This is a genomic window from Mesorhizobium sp. LNJC394B00, assembly GCF_000502555.1.
Taxonomy (GTDB): domain Bacteria; phylum Pseudomonadota; class Alphaproteobacteria; order Rhizobiales; family Rhizobiaceae; genus Mesorhizobium.
In genome coordinates this window covers 525,159-542,965 of the sequence record NZ_AYWH01000001.1, presented here as the reverse complement: position 1 = coordinate 542,965, position 17,807 = coordinate 525,159, and the positions used below count along the sequence as shown (strand labels likewise).

18 protein-coding genes are annotated in these 17,807 nt (G+C 64.3%); 16 read left to right on the top strand and 2 right to left on the bottom strand.

Annotated elements, in window-relative coordinates; genetic code table 11:
* The first annotated feature begins 54 nt into the window (after nt 1–54).
* The 12 genes from rpsF to X751_RS160915 all read left to right on the top strand — a co-directional run bounded on the left by rpsF (nt 55) and on the right by X751_RS160915 (nt 11,831).
* On the top strand, nt 55–555 hold the full coding sequence (rpsF, locus tag X751_RS160860) for a 30S ribosomal protein S6 (protein ID WP_023672722.1): 501 nt from the start codon (nt 55–57) through the stop codon (nt 553–555).
* Nucleotides 555–803: a 30S ribosomal protein S18 gene (gene rpsR, locus X751_RS160865; RefSeq protein ID WP_006203718.1), complete on the top strand. Its 249-nt coding sequence runs from the start codon at nt 555–557 to the stop codon at nt 801–803. Before rpsF ends, rpsR begins: the two co-directional genes overlap by 1 nt.
* A gap of 266 nt (nt 804–1,069) precedes the next feature.
* Nucleotides 1,070–1,657 carry a 50S ribosomal protein L9 gene (gene rplI, locus X751_RS160870; protein ID WP_023672721.1) on the top strand — a complete coding sequence of 196 codons (588 nt, stop codon included), beginning with the start codon at nt 1,070–1,072 and terminating at the stop codon, nt 1,655–1,657.
* 186 nt (nt 1,658–1,843) lie between these two features.
* The gene (locus tag X751_RS160875; protein WP_023743795.1) at nt 1,844–3,193 is read left to right on the top strand and encodes a cyclopropane-fatty-acyl-phospholipid synthase family protein; all 1,350 of its coding nucleotides are present in this window, start codon (nt 1,844–1,846) and stop codon (nt 3,191–3,193) included.
* 157 nt (nt 3,194–3,350) lie between these two features.
* On the top strand, nt 3,351–4,328 hold the full coding sequence (locus X751_RS160880; RefSeq protein ID WP_023743794.1) for a small ribosomal subunit Rsm22 family protein: 978 nt from the start codon (nt 3,351–3,353) through the stop codon (nt 4,326–4,328).
* Between the two features lie 221 nt (nt 4,329–4,549).
* A complete protein-coding gene (locus X751_RS160885) occupies nt 4,550–6,043 on the top strand; it encodes a replicative DNA helicase (RefSeq protein ID WP_023672717.1) in 1,494 nt (497 codons plus the stop codon).
* 230 nt (nt 6,044–6,273) lie between these two features.
* On the top strand, nt 6,274–7,677 hold the full coding sequence (gene radA, locus X751_RS160890; protein WP_023672716.1) for a DNA repair protein RadA: 1,404 nt from the start codon (nt 6,274–6,276) through the stop codon (nt 7,675–7,677).
* 48 nt (nt 7,678–7,725) lie between these two features.
* On the top strand, nt 7,726–8,391 hold the full coding sequence (locus X751_RS160895; protein ID WP_023672715.1) for a CvpA family protein: 666 nt from the start codon (nt 7,726–7,728) through the stop codon (nt 8,389–8,391).
* Between the two features lie 108 nt (nt 8,392–8,499).
* The gene (gene purF, locus X751_RS160900; protein WP_023672714.1) at nt 8,500–9,981 is read left to right on the top strand and encodes an amidophosphoribosyltransferase; all 1,482 of its coding nucleotides are present in this window, start codon (nt 8,500–8,502) and stop codon (nt 9,979–9,981) included.
* A gap of 30 nt (nt 9,982–10,011) precedes the next feature.
* Nucleotides 10,012–10,767, top strand: a complete 756-nt coding sequence (locus X751_RS160905) for an SDR family NAD(P)-dependent oxidoreductase (protein WP_023672713.1) — start codon at nt 10,012–10,014, stop codon at nt 10,765–10,767.
* A gap of 77 nt (nt 10,768–10,844) precedes the next feature.
* A complete protein-coding gene (locus X751_RS160910; RefSeq protein ID WP_023743793.1) occupies nt 10,845–11,474 on the top strand; it encodes a hypothetical protein in 630 nt (209 codons plus the stop codon).
* A 135-nt stretch (nt 11,475–11,609) separates the two neighbouring features.
* Nucleotides 11,610–11,831, top strand: a complete 222-nt coding sequence (locus X751_RS160915; RefSeq protein ID WP_023689120.1) for a hypothetical protein — start codon at nt 11,610–11,612, stop codon at nt 11,829–11,831.
* A 153-nt stretch (nt 11,832–11,984) separates the two neighbouring features.
* Here the strand turns inward: X751_RS160915 and X751_RS160920 are convergent, their stop codons facing one another.
* The gene (locus X751_RS160920) at nt 11,985–12,491 is read right to left on the bottom strand and encodes an OsmC family protein (protein WP_023672710.1); all 507 of its coding nucleotides are present in this window, start codon (nt 12,489–12,491) and stop codon (nt 11,985–11,987) included.
* A gap of 289 nt (nt 12,492–12,780) precedes the next feature.
* On the opposite strand from X751_RS160920, the gene X751_RS160925 reads away from it, so the two are divergent.
* The 3 genes from X751_RS160925 to X751_RS160935 all read left to right on the top strand — a co-directional run bounded on the left by X751_RS160925 (nt 12,781) and on the right by X751_RS160935 (nt 16,282).
* Nucleotides 12,781–14,286, top strand: coding sequence for a peptidase S10 (locus X751_RS160925; protein WP_023695603.1), 1,506 nt, complete (start codon nt 12,781–12,783; stop codon nt 14,284–14,286).
* 148 nt (nt 14,287–14,434) lie between these two features.
* Nucleotides 14,435–15,322 (top strand): DMT family transporter, encoded by an 888-nt coding sequence (locus X751_RS160930; RefSeq protein WP_023689123.1) that lies wholly within the window; start codon nt 14,435–14,437, stop codon nt 15,320–15,322.
* A 51-nt stretch (nt 15,323–15,373) separates the two neighbouring features.
* Nucleotides 15,374–16,282: a DMT family transporter gene (locus X751_RS160935; RefSeq protein ID WP_023689124.1), complete on the top strand. Its 909-nt coding sequence runs from the start codon at nt 15,374–15,376 to the stop codon at nt 16,280–16,282.
* Nucleotides 16,283–16,417: 135 nt separating this feature from the next.
* Here the strand turns inward: X751_RS160935 and X751_RS160940 are convergent, their stop codons facing one another.
* Nucleotides 16,418–17,281, bottom strand: a complete 864-nt coding sequence (locus tag X751_RS160940; RefSeq protein WP_023695604.1) for a LysR substrate-binding domain-containing protein — start codon at nt 17,279–17,281, stop codon at nt 16,418–16,420.
* A gap of 112 nt (nt 17,282–17,393) precedes the next feature.
* Between X751_RS160940 and X751_RS160945 the strand changes: the two genes are divergently transcribed.
* Entirely contained in the window at nt 17,394–17,804 is a 411-nt protein-coding gene (locus X751_RS160945) for a 4-oxalocrotonate tautomerase family protein (RefSeq protein WP_023693979.1), read from the top strand.
* The last annotated feature ends 3 nt before the right edge of the window (nt 17,805–17,807 follow it).

Below are 17,807 nucleotides of genomic sequence, written 5' to 3'. Positions count from 1 at the left end.
AGAGGCTTTGCCGCGAGGATCCGGGAGAGAAACGAAGAAAGGCACTGAACCACTATGGCTCTATACGAACATGTGTTCCTTGCCCGGCAGGACCTCTCGCAGCAGCAGGTCGATGCGCTTGTCGAACAGTACAAGGGCGTCATCTCCGCAAATGGCGGGTCCGTCGGCCGGGTCGAGAACTGGGGACTGAAGTCCCTCACCTACCGGGTCAACAAGAACCGGAAGGCTTACTACACGCTTATGGACCTCAACTGCCCGCCGGCAGCGCTCAACGAGATGGAGCGCCAGATGGGCCTGTCCGAGGACGTGCTGCGTTTCCTGACCGTCAAGGTCGAGGCGCATGAGGAAGGCCCGTCGGCCATGATGCAGAAGCGCGAAGAGCGCTCGGAACGCGGCGGCTTCGGCGACCGCGACCGTGGTGATCGTGGTCCGCGCTCGTTCGGCGACCGTGATCGCGGCGACCGTGGCGATCGTCCGCCGCGCTCATTTGGCGACGCCGGTGGTGATCGTGGTCCGCGCCGTCCGCGCGAAGGCGTTGAAGGAGGTGCAGAATAATGGTCGACATCAATCAGATCCCGACCCGGCGCCCGTTCCATCGCCGCCGCAAGACCTGCCCGTTCTCCGGCGCCAACGCGCCCAAGATCGACTACAAGGACGTGCGTCTTCTGCAGCGCTACATTTCCGAGCGCGGCAAGATCGTGCCGTCGCGCATCACCGCCGTCAGCCAGAAGAAGCAGCGCGAACTCGCCAAGGCGATCAAGCGCGCCCGCTTCCTCGGCCTGCTGCCCTACGTGGTTCGCTAAGACTTTCGAGCGGGCGGTTCGCCGCCTGCTTCCTTCTCCCACGGCGACGGGCGCCGCAGGGGTAATTTGATGATGCATGTCGTTGTCCCAAAACCGGGACCACTCTTGGCGACGTGCATTGAAATCCCGAGTTGAGGTGAAAAGCCTCTAACTGCCGCGACAGGCAGGACAGCGACACCGGCGCCAAGGCGCTCAGAGCTTCCTGACCTGTTCCATTCAATTCGGCGCCGATCCCGCGGTCGGTGCCCAGACGAAGGAACAAGACCATGCAAGTGATTCTTCTCGAACGCGTTTCCCGCCTCGGCCAGATGGGCGATACCGTCAAGGTCAAGGACGGCTTTGCCCGCAACTTCCTCTTGCCGCAGGGCAAGGCGCTGCGCGCCAACGAAGCCAACAAGAAGAAGTTCGAAGGGCAGCGCGCGCAGCTCGAAGCGCGCAACCTCGAGCGCAAGTCGGAAGCCAGCCAGGTTGCCGAAAAGCTCGACGGCAAGAGCTTCATCGCCGTGCGTTCGGCCGGCGAGACAGGCCAGCTCTACGGTTCGGTGTCGACCCGCGACATCGCCGACCTGCTGACCGCCGAAGGGTTCTCGGTCAACCGCAACCAGATCCAGCTCAACCAGCCGATCAAGACCATCGGCGTCACCAATGTGGCGATTGCGCTGCATCCGGAAGTCGAGGTCACCATCAGCCTCAACATCGCCCGCACGGCCGACGAAGCCGAGCGCCAGGCCAAGGGCGAGACGCTGACCACCGCCGAAGCCATCTATGGCGACGACATCAACGACAACGCACGGCCGGAGAACTTCTTCGACCCGAACACCGAGTTCGAAGGCGGCGAAGAAGACAACGCCTGATCCCGCACGGGGCCTGATCGGGAAGCGAGGGGAGCAGCGCTCCAATCACTTCCTCGTCATCCAGCCTTTCTGGACCAATGCCCGGGCCTCTCGCCCGGGCATTTTTGTGCCAAATGGAACTTTTCGAACCCCTATATATTGTTGCAGAATTGGTCCGCCAGTCTGACCGTGAGGGGACATTTGGTGATGAATATTCTGTTGAAGCGCGTTCTCGACCGCCTGGTGCGTACGGGCAATCTGAAAGTCACCGGGCCGAAGGGCTCGACAGTGGTTTTCGGCGACGGCAGCGGCGAGCCGGTGCATATGCACATCAAGACCGCGCATGCCGAGCGCGCCATTACCTTCGATCCGATGCTGGCCGTGCCGGAAGCCTATATGGACGGCGAACTCGACATCATCGAGGGCGGCGTACTGGGTATGATGCGCATCGCCTTCCAGAACATGGGCAGCGGCGGTATCGACGCCACCTGGTCGAAGGCCATCGAGGGTCTGCGCCACGCCTTTCGCCGCCTGCAGCAGATCAACACCGCATCACGGGCGCGCCGCAACGTGCAGCGCCACTATGATTTGTCGGGTGACCTCTACCGGCTCTTCCTAGACGACGACATGCAGTATTCCTGCGCCTATTTCGAACAGCCGGACATGACGCTCGACGAGGCGCAGATGGCCAAGAAACGCCATATCGCCGCCAAGCTCAGGCTGAAGGCCGGCCAGACCGTGCTCGATATCGGCTCCGGCTGGGGTGGGCTCGGCCTCTATCTCGCCAAGGCTTTCGATGTCGACGTGCAAGGCGTGACGCTGTCGACCGAGCAGCACGGCGTCGCCACCGACCGGGCGCATGCGCAAGGCTTGCAGGACCGCGTGCATTTCGACCTCAAGGACTACCGCGAACTCAACGAACGCTTCGACCGCATTGTCTCGGTCGGCATGTTCGAGCATGTCGGCGTCAACCACTTCCGCACTTTCTTCGACAAGTCGGCGACGTTGTTGAAGCCCGACGGCGTCATGCTCTTGCACACGATCGGCCGCTCCGGCGTGCCGTGGGCGACCAGCGCCTTCATCCGCAAGTACATTTTTCCGGGCGGCTACATTCCCTCGCTGTCGGAGGTGATGCCGGCGATCGAGAAGTCGGGCCTTGTGGTCACCGACATCGAGATTTTGCGGCTGCACTATGCCGATACGCTGAAGCATTGGGGCCAGCGCTTTGCCGCCAACCGCGACAAGGCCAAAGCCATCTACGACGAGCGCTTCTGCAGGATGTGGGAGTTCTATCTGGCGGCTTCGGAAGCCGCCTTCCGCTGGCAGGATCTGGTGATCTTCCAGATCCAGATCGCCAAGAAGAAAGACACGCTGCCGATGACGCGCGACTACATGGCCAAATGTGAAAAGGCGCTCGAAATGCGCGAAATGGGGCATCGTCAGGAGGCGGCGGCCGCCGAGCCTGCTGTCGCTAGGTCTGTGCCTGCCAGGTCCGTTGCTGTCAGGTCCGTTGCGGCCAAGCCAGCGCGCCGTCGCAAGGTGGCGGATCGCGAATAACGCCTCGATTGCGATTGCCGCTTGCCATTGACGGCTCTGACACTGAAAAAGGTCTCGTTCTCGCGAGACCTTTTTTAATGACCTGCCTGCCCACCATCGCCACCACCCTTGTCGAGTTCGCCCGCGCCTCGGTGCTCGCGGCACGCGGAGCCTGAGCGTGGAACTCCCCGCCTCGCTGCGACAAGGCGTCGAGCGCCTGCTCGAAACGATACCGCTGGCGGTGCTGCGCCAGGCGGCGAAGACGCTGTCTGACCGCTACCGCGCCGAATTGCGCGACGGCCGCCCGCACATGGCCGAAGAGATGGCGGTAAAAGCCTATCTGGCGACGCGGCTGCCGGCGACCTACGCGGCGGTACGGGCCGGTCTCGACGAACTCGCCTATGCGCGGCCCGATTTCCAGCCAACGAGCTTGCTCGATGTCGGCGCCGGTCCTGGCACGGTGCTTTGGGCCACTACAGACCTGTGGCCCGACCTCGAAGAGGCGGTTCTGGTTGAAGCAAGCGCCGCGGTGCGCAAGGTTGGCCAGTCGCTCGCCCTTGATACCATCGCCACCAGGATGGACTGGCGCGCCGGCGACGTGACCATCGACCTTGCCGATCTCAAGCCTGCCGATCTGGTCACCTGCGCCTATGTGCTGGACGAGATCGCGCCGGCATCGCTGCCGAAGCTTGTCGGCCGGCTCTGGCAGTTGACCGGCGACACACTGCTGATCGTCGAGCCCGGCACACCGGCCGGCTGGCAGCGCATCCTGGCAGTGCGCAGGCAATTGCTGGAGGCCGGGGCGCACGTGCTGGCGCCTTGTCCGCATGAGGCGCCCTGCCCGCTTGAGCCGCCCGACTGGTGCCATTTTTCGCGCCGCGTCGCCCGCTCGCGCCGGCACCGCCTGGCCAAGGACGCCGACGTGCCGTGGGAGGACGAGAAATTCATCTACGTCGCGGCGTCGCGGCAAGCCGCGCCTGTACGTCAGCCGCGCGTGATTGCGCCGCCGAAATCGGGCTCCGGCAAGGTGCTGCTCAAACTGTGCCAGCCGGATGGCGGCGCCGGCGAGACACTTTTCACCAAGCGCGAGGGCGAGCTGTTCAAGGCAGCGCGGCGGCTGGACTGGGGCGATACATTGGACGGAAGAAGCGGGTAATCACCGAGATTGTTCTTGCTCTGTTCCAACGACTCGGATAGAAGTCAGCGCCTTTCTGAGTCAACCGGAATCGGGGCGCGGAAACACTCTTCTGTGGACGGTTTGCCGCCCCTGTGAACAACGGGGCATCGAGGTTGATTGGTCGTGCGGTGATGCAGAAAGGTCAGCACCGATTTATCTCGTTCTGATATCGAGAAGCCGGGATCAAAATCGGGGACATCATGGCAGAGGCAGCGCGAAAATTCGGCGTGGCGGAGCAGCAACCGCTTTATCGTGAAGCGCCGAACAACATCGAGGCCGAGCAGGCGCTGCTCGGCGCCATCCTCGTCAACAACGATGCCTTCTACCGCGTCTCCGACTTCCTCAAGGCCGGCCATTTCTACGAGCCGCTGCACCGGAAAATCTTCGAGGTCGCGGCCGAGCTAATCCGCATGGGCAAGGTGGCGACGCCGATCACGCTGAAAACCTTCCTGCCGGCCGACGAGAAGGTCGGCGACATGACGGTGGCGCAATATGTGGTTCGTCTGGCGGTCGAAGCCGTCACCGTCGTCAATGCCACCGATTATGGCCGCGCCATCTACGATCTGGCCACGCGCCGGGCACTGATTACCGTCGGCGAGGACATGGTCAACATCGCCTATGACGCGCCGGTCGACATGGCGCCGTCCGAACAGATCGAGGATGCCGAGCGGCGGCTGTTCGAACTGGCCGAAACCGGCCGCTATGATGGCGGCTTCGAGAGCTTCACCGACGCGGTCAAGACCGCCGTCGACATGGCCAACGCCGCCTATATGCGCGACGGCCATTTGTCGGGCCTCGCCACCGGCATGCGCGATCTCGACCGCCGCATGGGTGGCCTGCAGGCGTCGGATCTGATCATCATTGCCGGCCGTCCGGGCATGGGCAAGACGTCGCTCGCCACCAACATCGCCTTCAACATTGCCGAGATGTATGAGCCGGCGCAGCAGGCCGACGGCTCGTTCAAGGCAGCCAATGGCGGCGTCGTCGGCTTCTTCTCGCTGGAAATGTCGTCCGAGCAGCTCGCCACCCGCATCATTTCCGAACAGACGGAAATTTCGTCGTCAAAAATCCGCCGCGGCGAGATTTCGGAGATGGATTTCGAAAAGCTGGTCGCCTGCTCGCAGACCATGCAGAAGATCCCGCTGTTCATCGACCAGACCGGCGGTATCTCGATCGCGCAGCTGTCGGCGCGGGCGCGGCGGCTGAAGCGTCAGCGCGGCCTCGACCTCATCGTCATCGACTATATCCAGCTGATGCAGGGGTCGAGCGCGAAATCGTCACAGAACCGGGTGCAGGAAATCACCGAGATCACCACCGGCCTCAAGGCGCTGGCCAAGGAACTCTCCGTTCCGATCATCGCGCTGTCGCAGCTGTCGCGTCAGGTCGAAAGCCGCGAAGACAAACGCCCGCAGCTGTCCGATCTTCGCGAATCCGGCTCGATCGAGCAGGACGCCGACGTGGTGATGTTCGTCTACCGCGAGGAATATTATCTGAAGAACCGCGAACCGAAGCCCGGCACCGACGAATACATCAAGTGGGAACACGAGATGAACGAGATGCGCGGCAAGGCCGAAGTCATCGTCGCCAAGCAGCGCCACGGCCCGACAGGTTCGGTGAGCCTCGCCTTCCATGGCGAGTTCACACGGTTTTCCGACCTCGCCGAAGAGCATCATATTGCGGAGAGGTTCGAGTAGCTTTTTGGCCTACCGCAGCGCTCCGTCACACCCCCCTCTGGCCTGCCGGCCATCTCCCCCGCAAGGGGGGAGATCAGCAGCTTTGCGAATGGCGCTCATCTTGCGACGTTGGGGATTGGCGAAAGCAGCGACGATAGCCAATCTCCCCCCTTGCGGGGGAGATGTCCGGCAGGACAGAGGGGGGTGTGCAAGATCACCCTCCTTCGGTCATTTGCAGGCAGCATCACTCCATGGCTAAATCGCGCGTCCAGTTCATCTGCCAGAATTGCGGGTCGGTGCATCAGCGCTGGGCCGGCAAATGCGATGCCTGCGGCGAGTGGAACACACTCGTCGAGGAAGGCACGTCCGGCGGCATCGGCTCGGGACCGGCCAACACGCGCAATGCGCGCAAGGGCCGCGCCGTGGTGCTGACCAGCCTGTCCGGTGACATCGAGGATGCGCCGCGGATCATCTCCGGCATTGGCGAACTCGACCGCGCCACCGGCGGCGGTTTCGTGCGCGGCTCGGCGCTGCTGGTCGGCGGCGATCCCGGCATCGGCAAGTCGACGCTGCTTACCCAGGCCGCAGCAGCATTGGCGTCAAAAGGCCACCGCATCGTCTATGTCTCGGGCGAAGAGGCTGTCGCGCAGATCCGGCTGCGGGCGCAGCGGCTTGGCGTCGCCGACACGCCGGTCGAACTTGCCGCGGAGACCAATGTCGAGGATATCCTGGCAACAATAGCCGACGGCAGAAGGCCGGACCTCGTCATCCTCGATTCCATCCAGACGCTGTGGACCGACATGGCCGACTCGGCGCCCGGCACCGTCACCCAGGTGCGCGCCTCGGCGCAAGCGATGATCCGCTACGCCAAATCCACCGGTGCTGCCATCGTGCTGGTCGGCCATGTCACCAAGGAAGGCCAGATCGCCGGTCCGCGCGTCGTCGAGCACATGGTCGACGCCGTTCTCTATTTCGAAGGCGAAGGCGGCCATCACTACCGCATCCTGCGCACGGTGAAGAACCGTTTTGGGCCGACCGACGAGATCGGCGTCTTCGAGATGTCGGACAAGGGCTTGCGCGAGGTCGCCAATCCGTCGGAGCTGTTCCTCGGCGAACGCCACGCAAAATCGCCGGGTGCCGCGGTATTTGCCGGCATGGAAGGGACACGTCCGGTGCTGGTCGAGATCCAGGCACTGGTGGCGCCGTCCACATTGGGCACGCCGCGCCGTGCCGTCGTCGGCTGGGACGGCGCACGGCTGTCGATGATCCTTGCCGTACTCGAAGCCCATTGCGGCGTGCGCTTCGGCACCCACGATGTCTACCTCAACGTCGCCGGCGGCTACCGGATTTCCGAGCCGGCGGCCGATCTGGCGGTTGCCGCTGCACTGGTTTCGTCGCTCACCGGTCTTGCCCTTCCCGCCGATTGCGTCTATTTCGGCGAAATCAGCCTGTCGGGCGCAGTGAGGCCGGTTGCGCATGCGCAGCAGCGCCTTAAAGAGGCCGAAAAGCTGGGTTTTGGAAGTGCGGTTCTGCCCTTGGGCAGCGAGGAGGTTGTCGGGGGGATCGGGGCCGGCGCTTTCCAGCCGACCGAACTTGCCGATCTCGTCGCACGCATAGCCGGCTCACGGCGCAGCCGTGTCGACGTGGAAGATTGACGCGGCTCGCCCGAGCCGTGAAAAGACAATCTGAGTGGGGCGAAAGACATGCCGATTACGCTGCTGGACGGAATTCTCGTCGGCTTCACCCTGGTCTCGGCGATGCTCGCCATGGTTCGCGGCCTGTCACGCGAAATCCTGTCCGTCGTGTCCTGGGCGGCTGCCGCCGCGGCGGCATTCTTCTTCTACAAGCCGGTGCTGCCTTACGTTCAGCCCTATGTCGAAAGCGACAAGATCGCCATGGCGGCATCCGCCGGCATCGTCTTCCTCATCGCGCTGATCGTCGTTTCCGTCATCACCATGAAGCTTGCCGACTGGATCATCGATTCCAGGATCGGCGCGCTCGACCGTACGCTGGGCTTCCTCTATGGCGCCGCGCGCGGCGTCCTCGTAGTCGCCGTGGCGCTACTGTTCTTCAACTGGCTGGCCGGCGCCAAGGCCCCTGCCTGGATCGCCAACGCCAAGTCGAAGCCGCTGCTCGAGACCATCGGCGCCAAGCTGGAAAGCCTGCTGCCCGAAGATCCGGAAAACGCCATCCTGAAGAAGCTCAATCCGAATCAGCCGGCAGCCGAGACGCCTCCGGCGGCCGATGCACCGGCGGCGGATGCTCCGGCAACCGGTGACGATACGCCGGCGCCCGACGACGAGACCGACGCTCCGGCCGATAACGCACCCGCGCCCGCTGCTCCGGCTCCGGCCGCGCCGGCAAACTGATACGGACGGATGGTGCCGGACAGGCGCCATCCCGGCAGTTCCGGCCTGACTACGTTGCTTTCGCGGCGCTATCGCACTATATGGCCATTTTAGCGGAGCTTGAGCCCCATGGCAGTTTCGAAGGCAGACGCGGACGACGTGCTTTCCGCCGAAGCAGACGATCATTTCCACGACGAATGCGGGGTGTTCGGCATTTTCGGCCGGCAGGACGCTGCGGCCATCGTAACGCTAGGCCTGCATGCGCTGCAGCATCGCGGCCAGGAAGCGGCCGGCATCGTCTCCTATGACGGCACGCAGTTCCATGTCGAACGCCATGTCGGCCTGATCGGCGACACCTTCACCAAGCAGCACGTCATCGACAGCCTGCAAGGCAACCGTGCCATCGGCCACACGCGCTATGCCACGACCGGCGGCGCCGGCATGCGCAACATCCAGCCCTTCTTCGCCGAACTCGCCGATGGCGGCTTTGCCGTCGCCCATAACGGCAATCTCACCAACGCCATGACCGTGCAGCGCGCGCTGCAGAAGCAGGGCGCGATCTTCTCGTCGACCTCCGACACCGAGACGCTGCTGCATCTCGTTGCCACCAGTAAGGAACGCGATTTGAATTCGCGCTTCATCGACGCCGTGCGTCAGGTCGAAGGCGCTTTCTCGCTGGTCGCGATGACCTCCAAGAAGATGATCGGCTGCCGCGATCCGCTCGGCATCCGCCCGCTGGTGCTCGGCGACCTGGACGGCGCCTGGATCCTGGCCTCCGAAACCTGCGCGCTCGACATTATCGGCGCCCGCTTCGTGCGCGACCTGAAGCCCGGCGAAATGGTCGTGGTGACCTCGAAGGGCATCGAGAGCCTGTTCCCCTTCGAGCCGCAGAAGACCCGCTTCTGCATCTTCGAATATGTCTATTTCGCCCGCCCGGACTCCTCGGTCGAAGGCCGCAATGTCTACGAAGTGCGCAAGCGTATCGGCGCCGAATTGGCGCAGGAAAGCCCGGTCGAGGCCGATATCGTCGTGCCGGTGCCGGATTCCGGCACGCCGGCGGCAATCGGCTTCTCCCAGGCGGCAGGCATCCCCTTCGAACTCGGTATCATCCGCAACCACTATGTCGGCCGAACCTTCATCCAGCCCGGCGATTCGATCCGCCATATGGGCGTCAAGCTCAAGCACAACGCCAACCGCCGGATGATCGAGGGCAAGCGCGTGGTGTTGGTCGACGATTCGATCGTGCGCGGCACCACCAGCCAGAAAATCGTGCAGATGGTGCGCGACGCCGGCGCCAAGGAAGTGCATATGCGCATCGCCTCGCCGCCGACCAGCGCGTCGTGCTTCTACGGCGTCGACACGCCGGAGAAGTCGAAGCTTTTGGCATCGCGCATGTCGATCGAGGAAATGGCCGAGTTCATCCGTGTCGATTCGCTCGGCTTCCTCACCATTGACGGGCTCTACCGCGCCGTCGGCGAAGCCAGCCGCGACAATGAGCAGCCGCAATTCTGCGACGCCTGTTTCACCGGCCAGTACCCGACCCGCCTGCTCGACTTCGAAGGTCACGACAATGTGCGCACGCTGTCGCTGCTGGCGAACAACGGGGCGTAAAGCCCAACTGCTATCCTTGAAAGCGCCCGCATGACCCTCGACCTCTCCGGCCGCGTCGCGGTCGTTACCGGCGCCTCGCGCGGCATCGGCTACTTCATCGCCAAGGAACTTGCCGCCGCTGGGGCCCATGTCATTGCGGTAGCCCGGACCGTCGGCGGGCTGGAAGAACTCGACGACCAGATCAAGGCCGAGCGCGCGAAAACCGGCAAGGGCGAAGCGACGTTGGTGCCTCTCGACCTCTCAGACATGGCCGGCATCGACCGGCTGGGCGGCGCCATTCACGAGCGCTGGGGCAAGCTCGACATTCTGGTGGCCAATGCCGGTGTGCTCGGCGTCATCTCGCCGATCGGCCATGTCGAGGCCAAAACCTTCGAGAAGGTTATGACCATCAATGTCACCTCGACCTGGCGGCTGATCCGCTCGGTCGACCCGCTGCTCAGGCTGTCCGACGCCGGCCGCGCCATTCTCATGTCGTCCGGGGCCGCGCATTCGGCGCGCGCCTTCTGGGCGCCCTATGCGGCGTCGAAGGCGGCTGTGGAAGCCATGACGCGTTCCTGGGCGCATGAGACGCAGAGCCTGCCGCTCCGCATCAATGCGGTCGACCCCGGCGCCACCCGCACCGCCATGCGTGCGCAGGCCGCGCCCGGCGAGGATCCGGAAACGCTGCCGCACCCGTCAGAGGTGGCAAAACGCATCGTGCCGCTGGCGAGCCCCGAGATGAAAGAGACGGGGCTGATCTTCCAGGTCAAGAACAACCGCTTCGTCGCCTACCGGCAGCCGGAATAAACCGGGTTGTAGCGGGATTAAACAGGCCTCCAGTTACGTTTCTTCGAATGTAGGACATTCGAAACAGGAGGACCGACATGCGTAGACTTCTTCTCGTTGCCGCCGCCGCGATTGCCGCCACAGCCGGCGTGGCGCTGGCGCAATACGCAAAGATGAGTTTCTTCGTCACCAGCGTCGGTTCCGGCAAAGGCGCCGATCTCGGCGGTCTCAAGGGTGCCGACGCGCATTGCGCCTCGCTGGCGGAAGCGGCTGGGGTTACCGGCAAGGAATGGCACGCCTATCTCTCGAGCGCCAATGTCGATGCGCGCGACCGTATCGGCAAGGGTCCCTGGGTCAACGCCAAGGGCGAGAAGATTGCCGATGACGTCGCCTCGCTGCACAGCGACGCCAACGCCATCAACAAGCAGACGGCGCTGACCGAGAAGGGCCAAGTGGTCAATGGCCGCGGCGACAAGCCGAACCGGCACGACATATTGACCGGCTCGAAGCCTGACGGCACCAAGCTCGCCGACCAGACCTGCGGCGACTGGACCTTGAGCGGCGCGGAGGGCGCGGCGATGATGGGCCATCACGACCGCACCGGCCTTGATGAGTCGGCGGCGGCGAAATCCTGGAACTCCTCGCATGCCTCGCGCGGCGGCTGCAGCCAGGAGGCGCTGAAAGGCACCGGCGGCGACGGCCTGTTCTACTGCTTTGCGACGAACTGAGAGACGTCTGGGAGCGGTTCGTTCACGGGTCTGTGATGATCCGGCAGGTCCCTCCCCCCTCGCCCTGCTTTCGCCATCAGCCGGGAGTTGCTAGGGTCGACCCGACTCCGACACTCAGCAAAGCGAGGAATTCCCATGGCTGCTCCCAGCGTAGCATTGGTCTGGTACCTGGTGATCGCCGGCCCGCAAGGCGGCATGGTGGTGCTGCCCAGCACCTTCGACACCCGCGAACAGTGCACAAACGCGATTACCGAATATCAGAAGCAGCCGACGCCGGCCGGCTGGGCGGTCAACTGCGTGCCGAGCGCCTCGCCGTTTACCGATGAGGGCGACGCGGAAGAGCCTGCTGCGCAGTAGCGCAATCTCCCCCCTCGAGGGGGAGATGGCCGGCAGGCCAGAGGGGGTCGCCTCGCGTAGAGTGCCAACCTCCTTCCGCACAAAGGGCGTCGCGTCCAGTCGGCCCGACCCCCTCTGTCGCCTTCGGCGACATCTCCCCCTCAAGGGGGGAGATCAGGCGCGCGCACTCACCGTCAGCTCCGGCTTGCTGTTGATGGTCTGGAACACCACGCAATAGCGTTCGGTCAGCTTGATGAGCGAATCGATGCGCGCCTGCGGCTCATCCGTGTCGAGGTTGAAATTCAGCCGGATGGCGCGAAAGCCCACGGGGGCGTCCTTGGCCACGCCCAGCGTGCCGCGAAAGTCGAGATCGCCTTCGGCCTCGACGGTGGCTGCGCCAAGCCTGAATTCCAGCGCCGTCGCCACTGCCTTCAGCGTCACGCCGGCGCACGCCACCAGCGCCTCCAAAAGCATATCGCCCGAACACAATTCGAGCCCGGAACCGCCGGTCGCCGGATGCAGGCCGGCGACCGCCAGCGCCCTGCCCGTCTCGACCTTGCAGGCAATCGACTGGTCGTCGATGGAGCCTTTGGCGCGAAGCGTGATCAGCGCTCGCGAGGAATCGTCGCGATAAGCCTCCTTGATCGGTGCCTGCATGGCCTTGAGTGCGGTGGCGTCCATGTTGCATTCCTTTTCGAGTCCGTCGCGCTTTGATAGCACTGATATGCCGGCGAGACAGCGCCCCCCTCTGCCTGCCGGCCACCTCCCCACAGGGGGGAGATCTGCAGCTTCGCCGATGGCGCTTTCTACGCCGGCGATTAGCGAAGGCGGTCGCGACATCCAATCTCCATCCCTGTGGGGGATGTCCGGCAGGACAGAGGGGGCGTGAAGGAACGCTAGCTCGCGAAGAGTTACTTTGACTTCGACCGCCCGAGCCATACCTAAGCAGAGTCATTCCCGCGGAGGCATCATGCCGTTCAAGCTGAAACTGATCTCGCTTACCCTGTTGGTGCTTGCAGCCTTCGCGCAGCCAGTCGTCGCCGAAACGCCCGAGCGCCCCGCACCGGCAGGCGGCGTGCTGTCGCTGCTGCCGGCACCGCAGACGACCAGCCATTCAATCACCATTGCCGGGCGCAAGCTGGACTATCAGGCTAAGGCCGGCACGCTGTCGCTGCTATCCGGCAAGGGCGAGGTCACCGCGGAAATCTTCTATGTCGCCTATACGCTGCCGCCACTGGCGGGCGCGGAGAAGGCTCGCCCCATCACCTTCGTCTTCAATGGCGGCCCGGGCGCGGCATCCGCCTATCTGCATCTCGGCGCACTCGGCCCGCGTGTCGTCGCGACCGGCGCCGATGGCCAATTCCTGCCGCCGCCGCAAAAGCTGATCGACAATCCCGACAGCTGGCTCGACATGACCGACCTCGTCTTCGTCGATCCGGTCGGCACCGGCTACAGCCGCGAGGCCCCCGGCCAGGACACGAAAGATTTTTGGGGCGTCAGCCCGGACGCCGGTTCGATCGGCGCTTTCATCCGGCTCTATCTCGCCCAGAACGGCCGCACCGGATCGCCGCTCTTCCTTGCCGGCGAAAGCTATGGCGGGTTCCGCGCGGCACTTCTCGCCAGGACCCTGCAGGAAGATGTCGGCCTGAGCCCCAACGGCATCGTGCTGATCTCGCCTGCACTGGAGTTCACGCTGGTGCTGCCCGACGAATTCCAGCCGCTGCATTGGGCGCTGGAACTGCCCTCGCTGGCGGCGGTGCGCCTGCGCAGCGAAGGCCTCAGCGGCGAAGCACTGCGCGAAAAGCTCGCCGAGGTCGAAAAGTATGCGCTGGGCGACTACCTCACGGCTCTGACCGGCGGGCTGGAACAGGGCGGGCGGCTGGCCAGCCAGCGCGTGGCCGATATCACCGGCCTGCCGCTCGACCTCGTGCAACGCAATTTCGCCCGCATCCCGACCGCCCTGTTCGCGCGCGAATTCCAGCGCGCCAGTGGCAAAGTGCTCAGCCCGTATGACGGCACCATCGCCACCAGCGACATCGCCCCGGAGAGCGCCCGCAGCGCCGGCCCGGATCCGGTGCTCGACCGCAGCGTGCCGGCGCTGACCTCGGCCTTTGTCGGTTATGCGCGCGACGAGCTGAATTTTCGCACCGATGTCAGCTACAGGTTGCTCAATGGCGATGTGACCCACGCCTGGGACTATGGCGGCTCGCGGCAAGGCTATGCCGGGGTGATGGACGATCTGCAGCGGGCGCGCTCGCTCAACCCGGGGCTCGGCGTGGTGATCGTCAACGGCGCCACCGATCTGGTCACTCCCTATCTGGCCTCACGCTATCTGGTGAGCCAAATCCCGACGCTCGGCGGGGCAAAACCCATCCGTCTCGACGTCATCGAGGGCGGCCACATGATGTATCTCAGGCCGGGCGGCCGGCGCGCCCTGAAGGAGGCCGCTTCGGAGCTCTACCAGGCAACACAGTGACGGCGTGCCCACGCTGTCGGCCAGGCTGCGCCAACGCAAGCTTGCCAGTGGCGTAGCGCCCCGCAGGCTTTCGCCCGTATAGCCTGCAATGGGAGCCTGATTGGGGCAGGCTTCTTCTTCGTCCTCTTGACAGCGCCGGACACGCCGCATGGCCGATATTGCCATTCTGGAAACCCGCGAAAGGGTGCTTGCCGGCATCCTGTTCACCGGCTGCGCCTATTTCCTGTTTTCGACGCAGGACGCCGCGATCAAGCTTCTGGTCGTCGGCATCAGCGTCTGGCAGATCATGTTCTTCCGCTCGATCGCTGTGCTTATCGGCTGTGCTGCAATCGGCGGACCGCCCATCTTTGCCGACACAATGCGCTCGCCCATCGTGCGGCCGATGCTGGTGCGCAGCGCCTTCACGCTCGGCGCCTGGCTCTGCTACTACAACGCGGCCCGCTCCCTGCAGTTGGCCGAACTCACCACCATCTATTACGCCGCCCCGATCATCGTCACCGTGCTGTCGGTGGTGATGCTTGGCGAAAAGGTGCCGCTGTTGCGCTGGCTGGCGGTGTTCATCGGCTTCGTCGGCGTCTTCATCGCCTGTGATCCCACTCGTCTCGGCTTGTCCGTGCCGATGCTCTTGGTACTGGCTGCGGCAGTGCTGTGGGGCATTGCCGTGGTGCTGTTGCGCAAGACGGCGCTGGCCGAGCGCACGCTGATCCAGCTTGTGCTCAACAATTTCTACTTCCTCGTGTTTTCCACGGTGCCGGCGCTGTTGGTCTGGCAGATGCCGGACTGGCGCCAGTTGCTGCTTTTGATCAGCGTCGGCGCGCTCGGCGGCGTGGCGCAATTTATGCTGTTCGAAGGCATGAAGCGGGCGCCGGTGTCGATCGTGGCGCCGTTCGAATACACCTCATTGGTCTGGGCCTTCGGGCTCGGCTTTGCGATCTGGGGCGACGTGCCGCGTCGCGAGGTGTTTCTGGGGGCGGCGTTGATCGTCGGCGCCGGCCTGCTGATCATCGGCAACGAGCATTTCCGCAAGCGGCTATGAGTACCCCGTGCTGACAGCATGGTGGCAGGAGAAGACGGATAGGCTGCTGAGATGACGGAAGCGCTCGACGGCCCAGGCACCACAGATACCGCTGCCGAGCGTACGCTCGGCATCATGCTGGTGGCGGCCTCGGCGGCTTTCTTCGCCCTCACCGGCGTGCTGACCAAATCGATCCACGCCGACCCGCTGACCATCACTTGCTGGCGCGGCTTTGTCGGCGCGATCCTGATCACCTTCTATGTGCTGTGGCGCCGGCGCCGCTCCGGCGGGCGGGAAAGCTTGCGGCTTGGCTGGCGCGGCTGGTTGCTGGCCCTCGAGGGCGCCGCGGCCAGCATCGCCTTCATCTCGGCGTTCAAATTCACCTATGTCGCCAATGTCGCGGTCATCTACGCCACCGCGCCCTTCATCACCGCGCTGCTCGCCTTCGTGCTGGTGCGCGAGCCGTTCCGGGCGCAGACGCTTGCCGCCGCCGCCGTTTCGCTGTGCGGCGTGGCGATGATGGTCGGCTCCGGCTTCGGCAGCGGTCATCTGTTTGGCGATGGGCTCGCGCTGCTGATGACCGCCGGCAGCGCGCTCTACATGATCATGGTGCGCGCCTTCCGCGACACGCCGGTGGTGTGGGCGGGCGCAGTCTCGGCGCTTCTGCTGTTCGTGCTCGGCTGGTTCGTCACCGACCCCCTGGCGATTTCTGCTCGCGACGCCGTGCTGCTCGTCGCCTTCGGAGGATCGTTTGCGGCGGCGTCGATCCTGTGGACGGAAGGCTCGCGGCTGATCCCTGCGCCCGAGTCCGGCCTTCTCGGTGCCGCCGAAGTGCCGTTTGCGATCCTGTTCGCCTTCCTGTTCCTCGGCGAGATCGCGCCGGCCGCCAGCCTGATCGGCGGCGCCATAGTACTGTGCGCGGTTTTCGCCCATGCGGGGCGCGACTGGCTGGCCGCGAGAAAAAGTGCGGCAACCCAATAATTATTTTCCAAGTCATGGAACCATCATGCGGATCAGGCAGTTTTATGGTGCGACGGGTCACCCCCCAAGTCCCCCCAAACCCCTCGACCCGTCCTCCTCAAAGCCGACCGTAAAGGTCGGCTTTTTCTTTGGACATCAGCCGGCAAAGCCGGGCAAGGCGAGGTTGTCGCTGAGCAGGATGGCAAGATCGCGCGCCGGCCGCTCGGCGCCCTGGCCGAGTTTTATCGCGAATTGCGCTGTCGGCACCGGCGGCAGGGCGAATTCGCGCGGTGCTTCGGCAATGCCTGAATGGGCAAAGCGGGCGGTGCGCAAGGTCAGCGCGATGCCGGCATTGACCGCCGTGCGCAAGCCGGCAAGGCTGGCGCTGCCGGCGGCAATGCGGTAGCGGCGGCCGGCAGCATCGAGGGCCGCGAGTGCTGCTTCGCGAAAGCCGCAATAGGGGTCGAGCAGCGCCAGCGGCAATTCCTCTTCCCGCACGGCAAGCCCTTTTTGCGAGCACAGCCACAGCATCGGCTCACTGAACAGCCCGACTTCGTCATTGGCCGGCGTCTTGGGCATGACAATGGCCAGATCGAGCTGCCCGGCCTGCAGCGCCTCGCCAAGCTCGGCCGAACGGCCAACGCGGAGTTCGACCCTGACGCGCGGATGGCTGGTCGCGAAGGCGCGCAGCAGCTCCGGCAGGCCGCTATCGGCGAAATCCTGTGTCGTGCCGATGGCGACGCGACCAGCGGCACGCGCGCCCTTGAGCGCCAGCCAGGCCTCGCTGTGCACGGCAAGAATGCGGCGGGCATGACCGACAAGATCCTCGCCGGCCGGCGTCAGCCCGCGCCCGCGCCCCTGCGCCACCAGCAGCGGTTCGCCGACGATCTCCTCCAGACGCTGCATCTGCGCGGTCACCGCCGAGGGCGAGCGGCCGACAGCAGACGCAGCCTGAGCCAGCGAGCCGCCATCGACAAAGGCAAGGAAGGTTTTGAGCAGATCGGGATCGAGCGCCTGCATAATTCGATAATACAGAACCTTTTGTTCGAAACAATTCGATTTTTTTGATTCCAAGATGATGGCATTGTCTCTCCAACGGCAAACAGACGCCGCTCAAACGAAGGAGAGAAAAATGCCCATCATCAACATCAGCGTCACCGGTAAGCCCGACGCCAAGCTGTCCGCCACAATCGCCAAGGAAATCACCGGCCTGACCGCAACCCATCTGCGCAAGGACCCGACGATCACCGCCGTCGCTGTCACCTATATCGACCCGCAGCACTGGTTCGCCGGCGGCAAGTCGCTGGCAGAGCATGGCGCCAATACTTTCTGGCTCGACATCAAGGTGGTCGACGGCACCAACACCAAGCTGGAGCTGGAAGCCTATCTGAAGGCGATCTTTGAGGCCTTCGGTAAGTTGCTCGGTGGCGTGCATGAGGAGAGCTATGCCTTCGTGCACGAGGTTCCGGCCGCAGCTTATGGCTATGGCGGCAAGAGCCAGGAGTTCCGGTTCATCAGTGGGCGGCTGAAGGCCACGGCCTGATTG

What these genes read in the sequence shown, in the direction of transcription:
- X751_RS160885 (WP_023672717.1), top strand. Translation starts at nt 4,550, where the DNA reads ATGGCAGAGGCAGCGCGAAAATTCGGCGTGGCGGAGCAGCAACCGCTT.
- X751_RS160935 (WP_023689124.1), top strand. Translation starts at nt 15,374, where the DNA reads ATGACGGAAGCGCTCGACGGCCCAGGCACCACAGATACCGCTGCCGAG.
- X751_RS160895 (WP_023672715.1), top strand. Translation starts at nt 7,726, where the DNA reads ATGCCGATTACGCTGCTGGACGGAATTCTCGTCGGCTTCACCCTGGTC.
- X751_RS160940 (WP_023695604.1), bottom strand. Translation starts at nt 17,281, where the DNA reads ATGCAGGCGCTCGATCCCGATCTGCTCAAAACCTTCCTTGCCTTTGTC.
- radA (WP_023672716.1), top strand. Translation starts at nt 6,274, where the DNA reads ATGGCTAAATCGCGCGTCCAGTTCATCTGCCAGAATTGCGGGTCGGTG.
- X751_RS160910 (WP_023743793.1), top strand. Translation starts at nt 10,845, where the DNA reads ATGCGTAGACTTCTTCTCGTTGCCGCCGCCGCGATTGCCGCCACAGCC.
- X751_RS160875 (WP_023743795.1), top strand. Translation starts at nt 1,844, where the DNA reads ATGAATATTCTGTTGAAGCGCGTTCTCGACCGCCTGGTGCGTACGGGC.
- rpsF (WP_023672722.1), top strand. Translation starts at nt 55, where the DNA reads ATGGCTCTATACGAACATGTGTTCCTTGCCCGGCAGGACCTCTCGCAG.
- rpsR (WP_006203718.1), top strand. Translation starts at nt 555, where the DNA reads ATGGTCGACATCAATCAGATCCCGACCCGGCGCCCGTTCCATCGCCGC.
- X751_RS160905 (WP_023672713.1), top strand. Translation starts at nt 10,012, where the DNA reads ATGACCCTCGACCTCTCCGGCCGCGTCGCGGTCGTTACCGGCGCCTCG.
- X751_RS160945 (WP_023693979.1), top strand. Translation starts at nt 17,394, where the DNA reads ATGCCCATCATCAACATCAGCGTCACCGGTAAGCCCGACGCCAAGCTG.
- X751_RS160930 (WP_023689123.1), top strand. Translation starts at nt 14,435, where the DNA reads ATGGCCGATATTGCCATTCTGGAAACCCGCGAAAGGGTGCTTGCCGGC.
- X751_RS160920 (WP_023672710.1), bottom strand. Translation starts at nt 12,491, where the DNA reads ATGGACGCCACCGCACTCAAGGCCATGCAGGCACCGATCAAGGAGGCT.
- X751_RS160925 (WP_023695603.1), top strand. Translation starts at nt 12,781, where the DNA reads ATGCCGTTCAAGCTGAAACTGATCTCGCTTACCCTGTTGGTGCTTGCA.
- X751_RS160915 (WP_023689120.1), top strand. Translation starts at nt 11,610, where the DNA reads ATGGCTGCTCCCAGCGTAGCATTGGTCTGGTACCTGGTGATCGCCGGC.
- rplI (WP_023672721.1), top strand. Translation starts at nt 1,070, where the DNA reads ATGCAAGTGATTCTTCTCGAACGCGTTTCCCGCCTCGGCCAGATGGGC.
- purF (WP_023672714.1), top strand. Translation starts at nt 8,500, where the DNA reads ATGGCAGTTTCGAAGGCAGACGCGGACGACGTGCTTTCCGCCGAAGCA.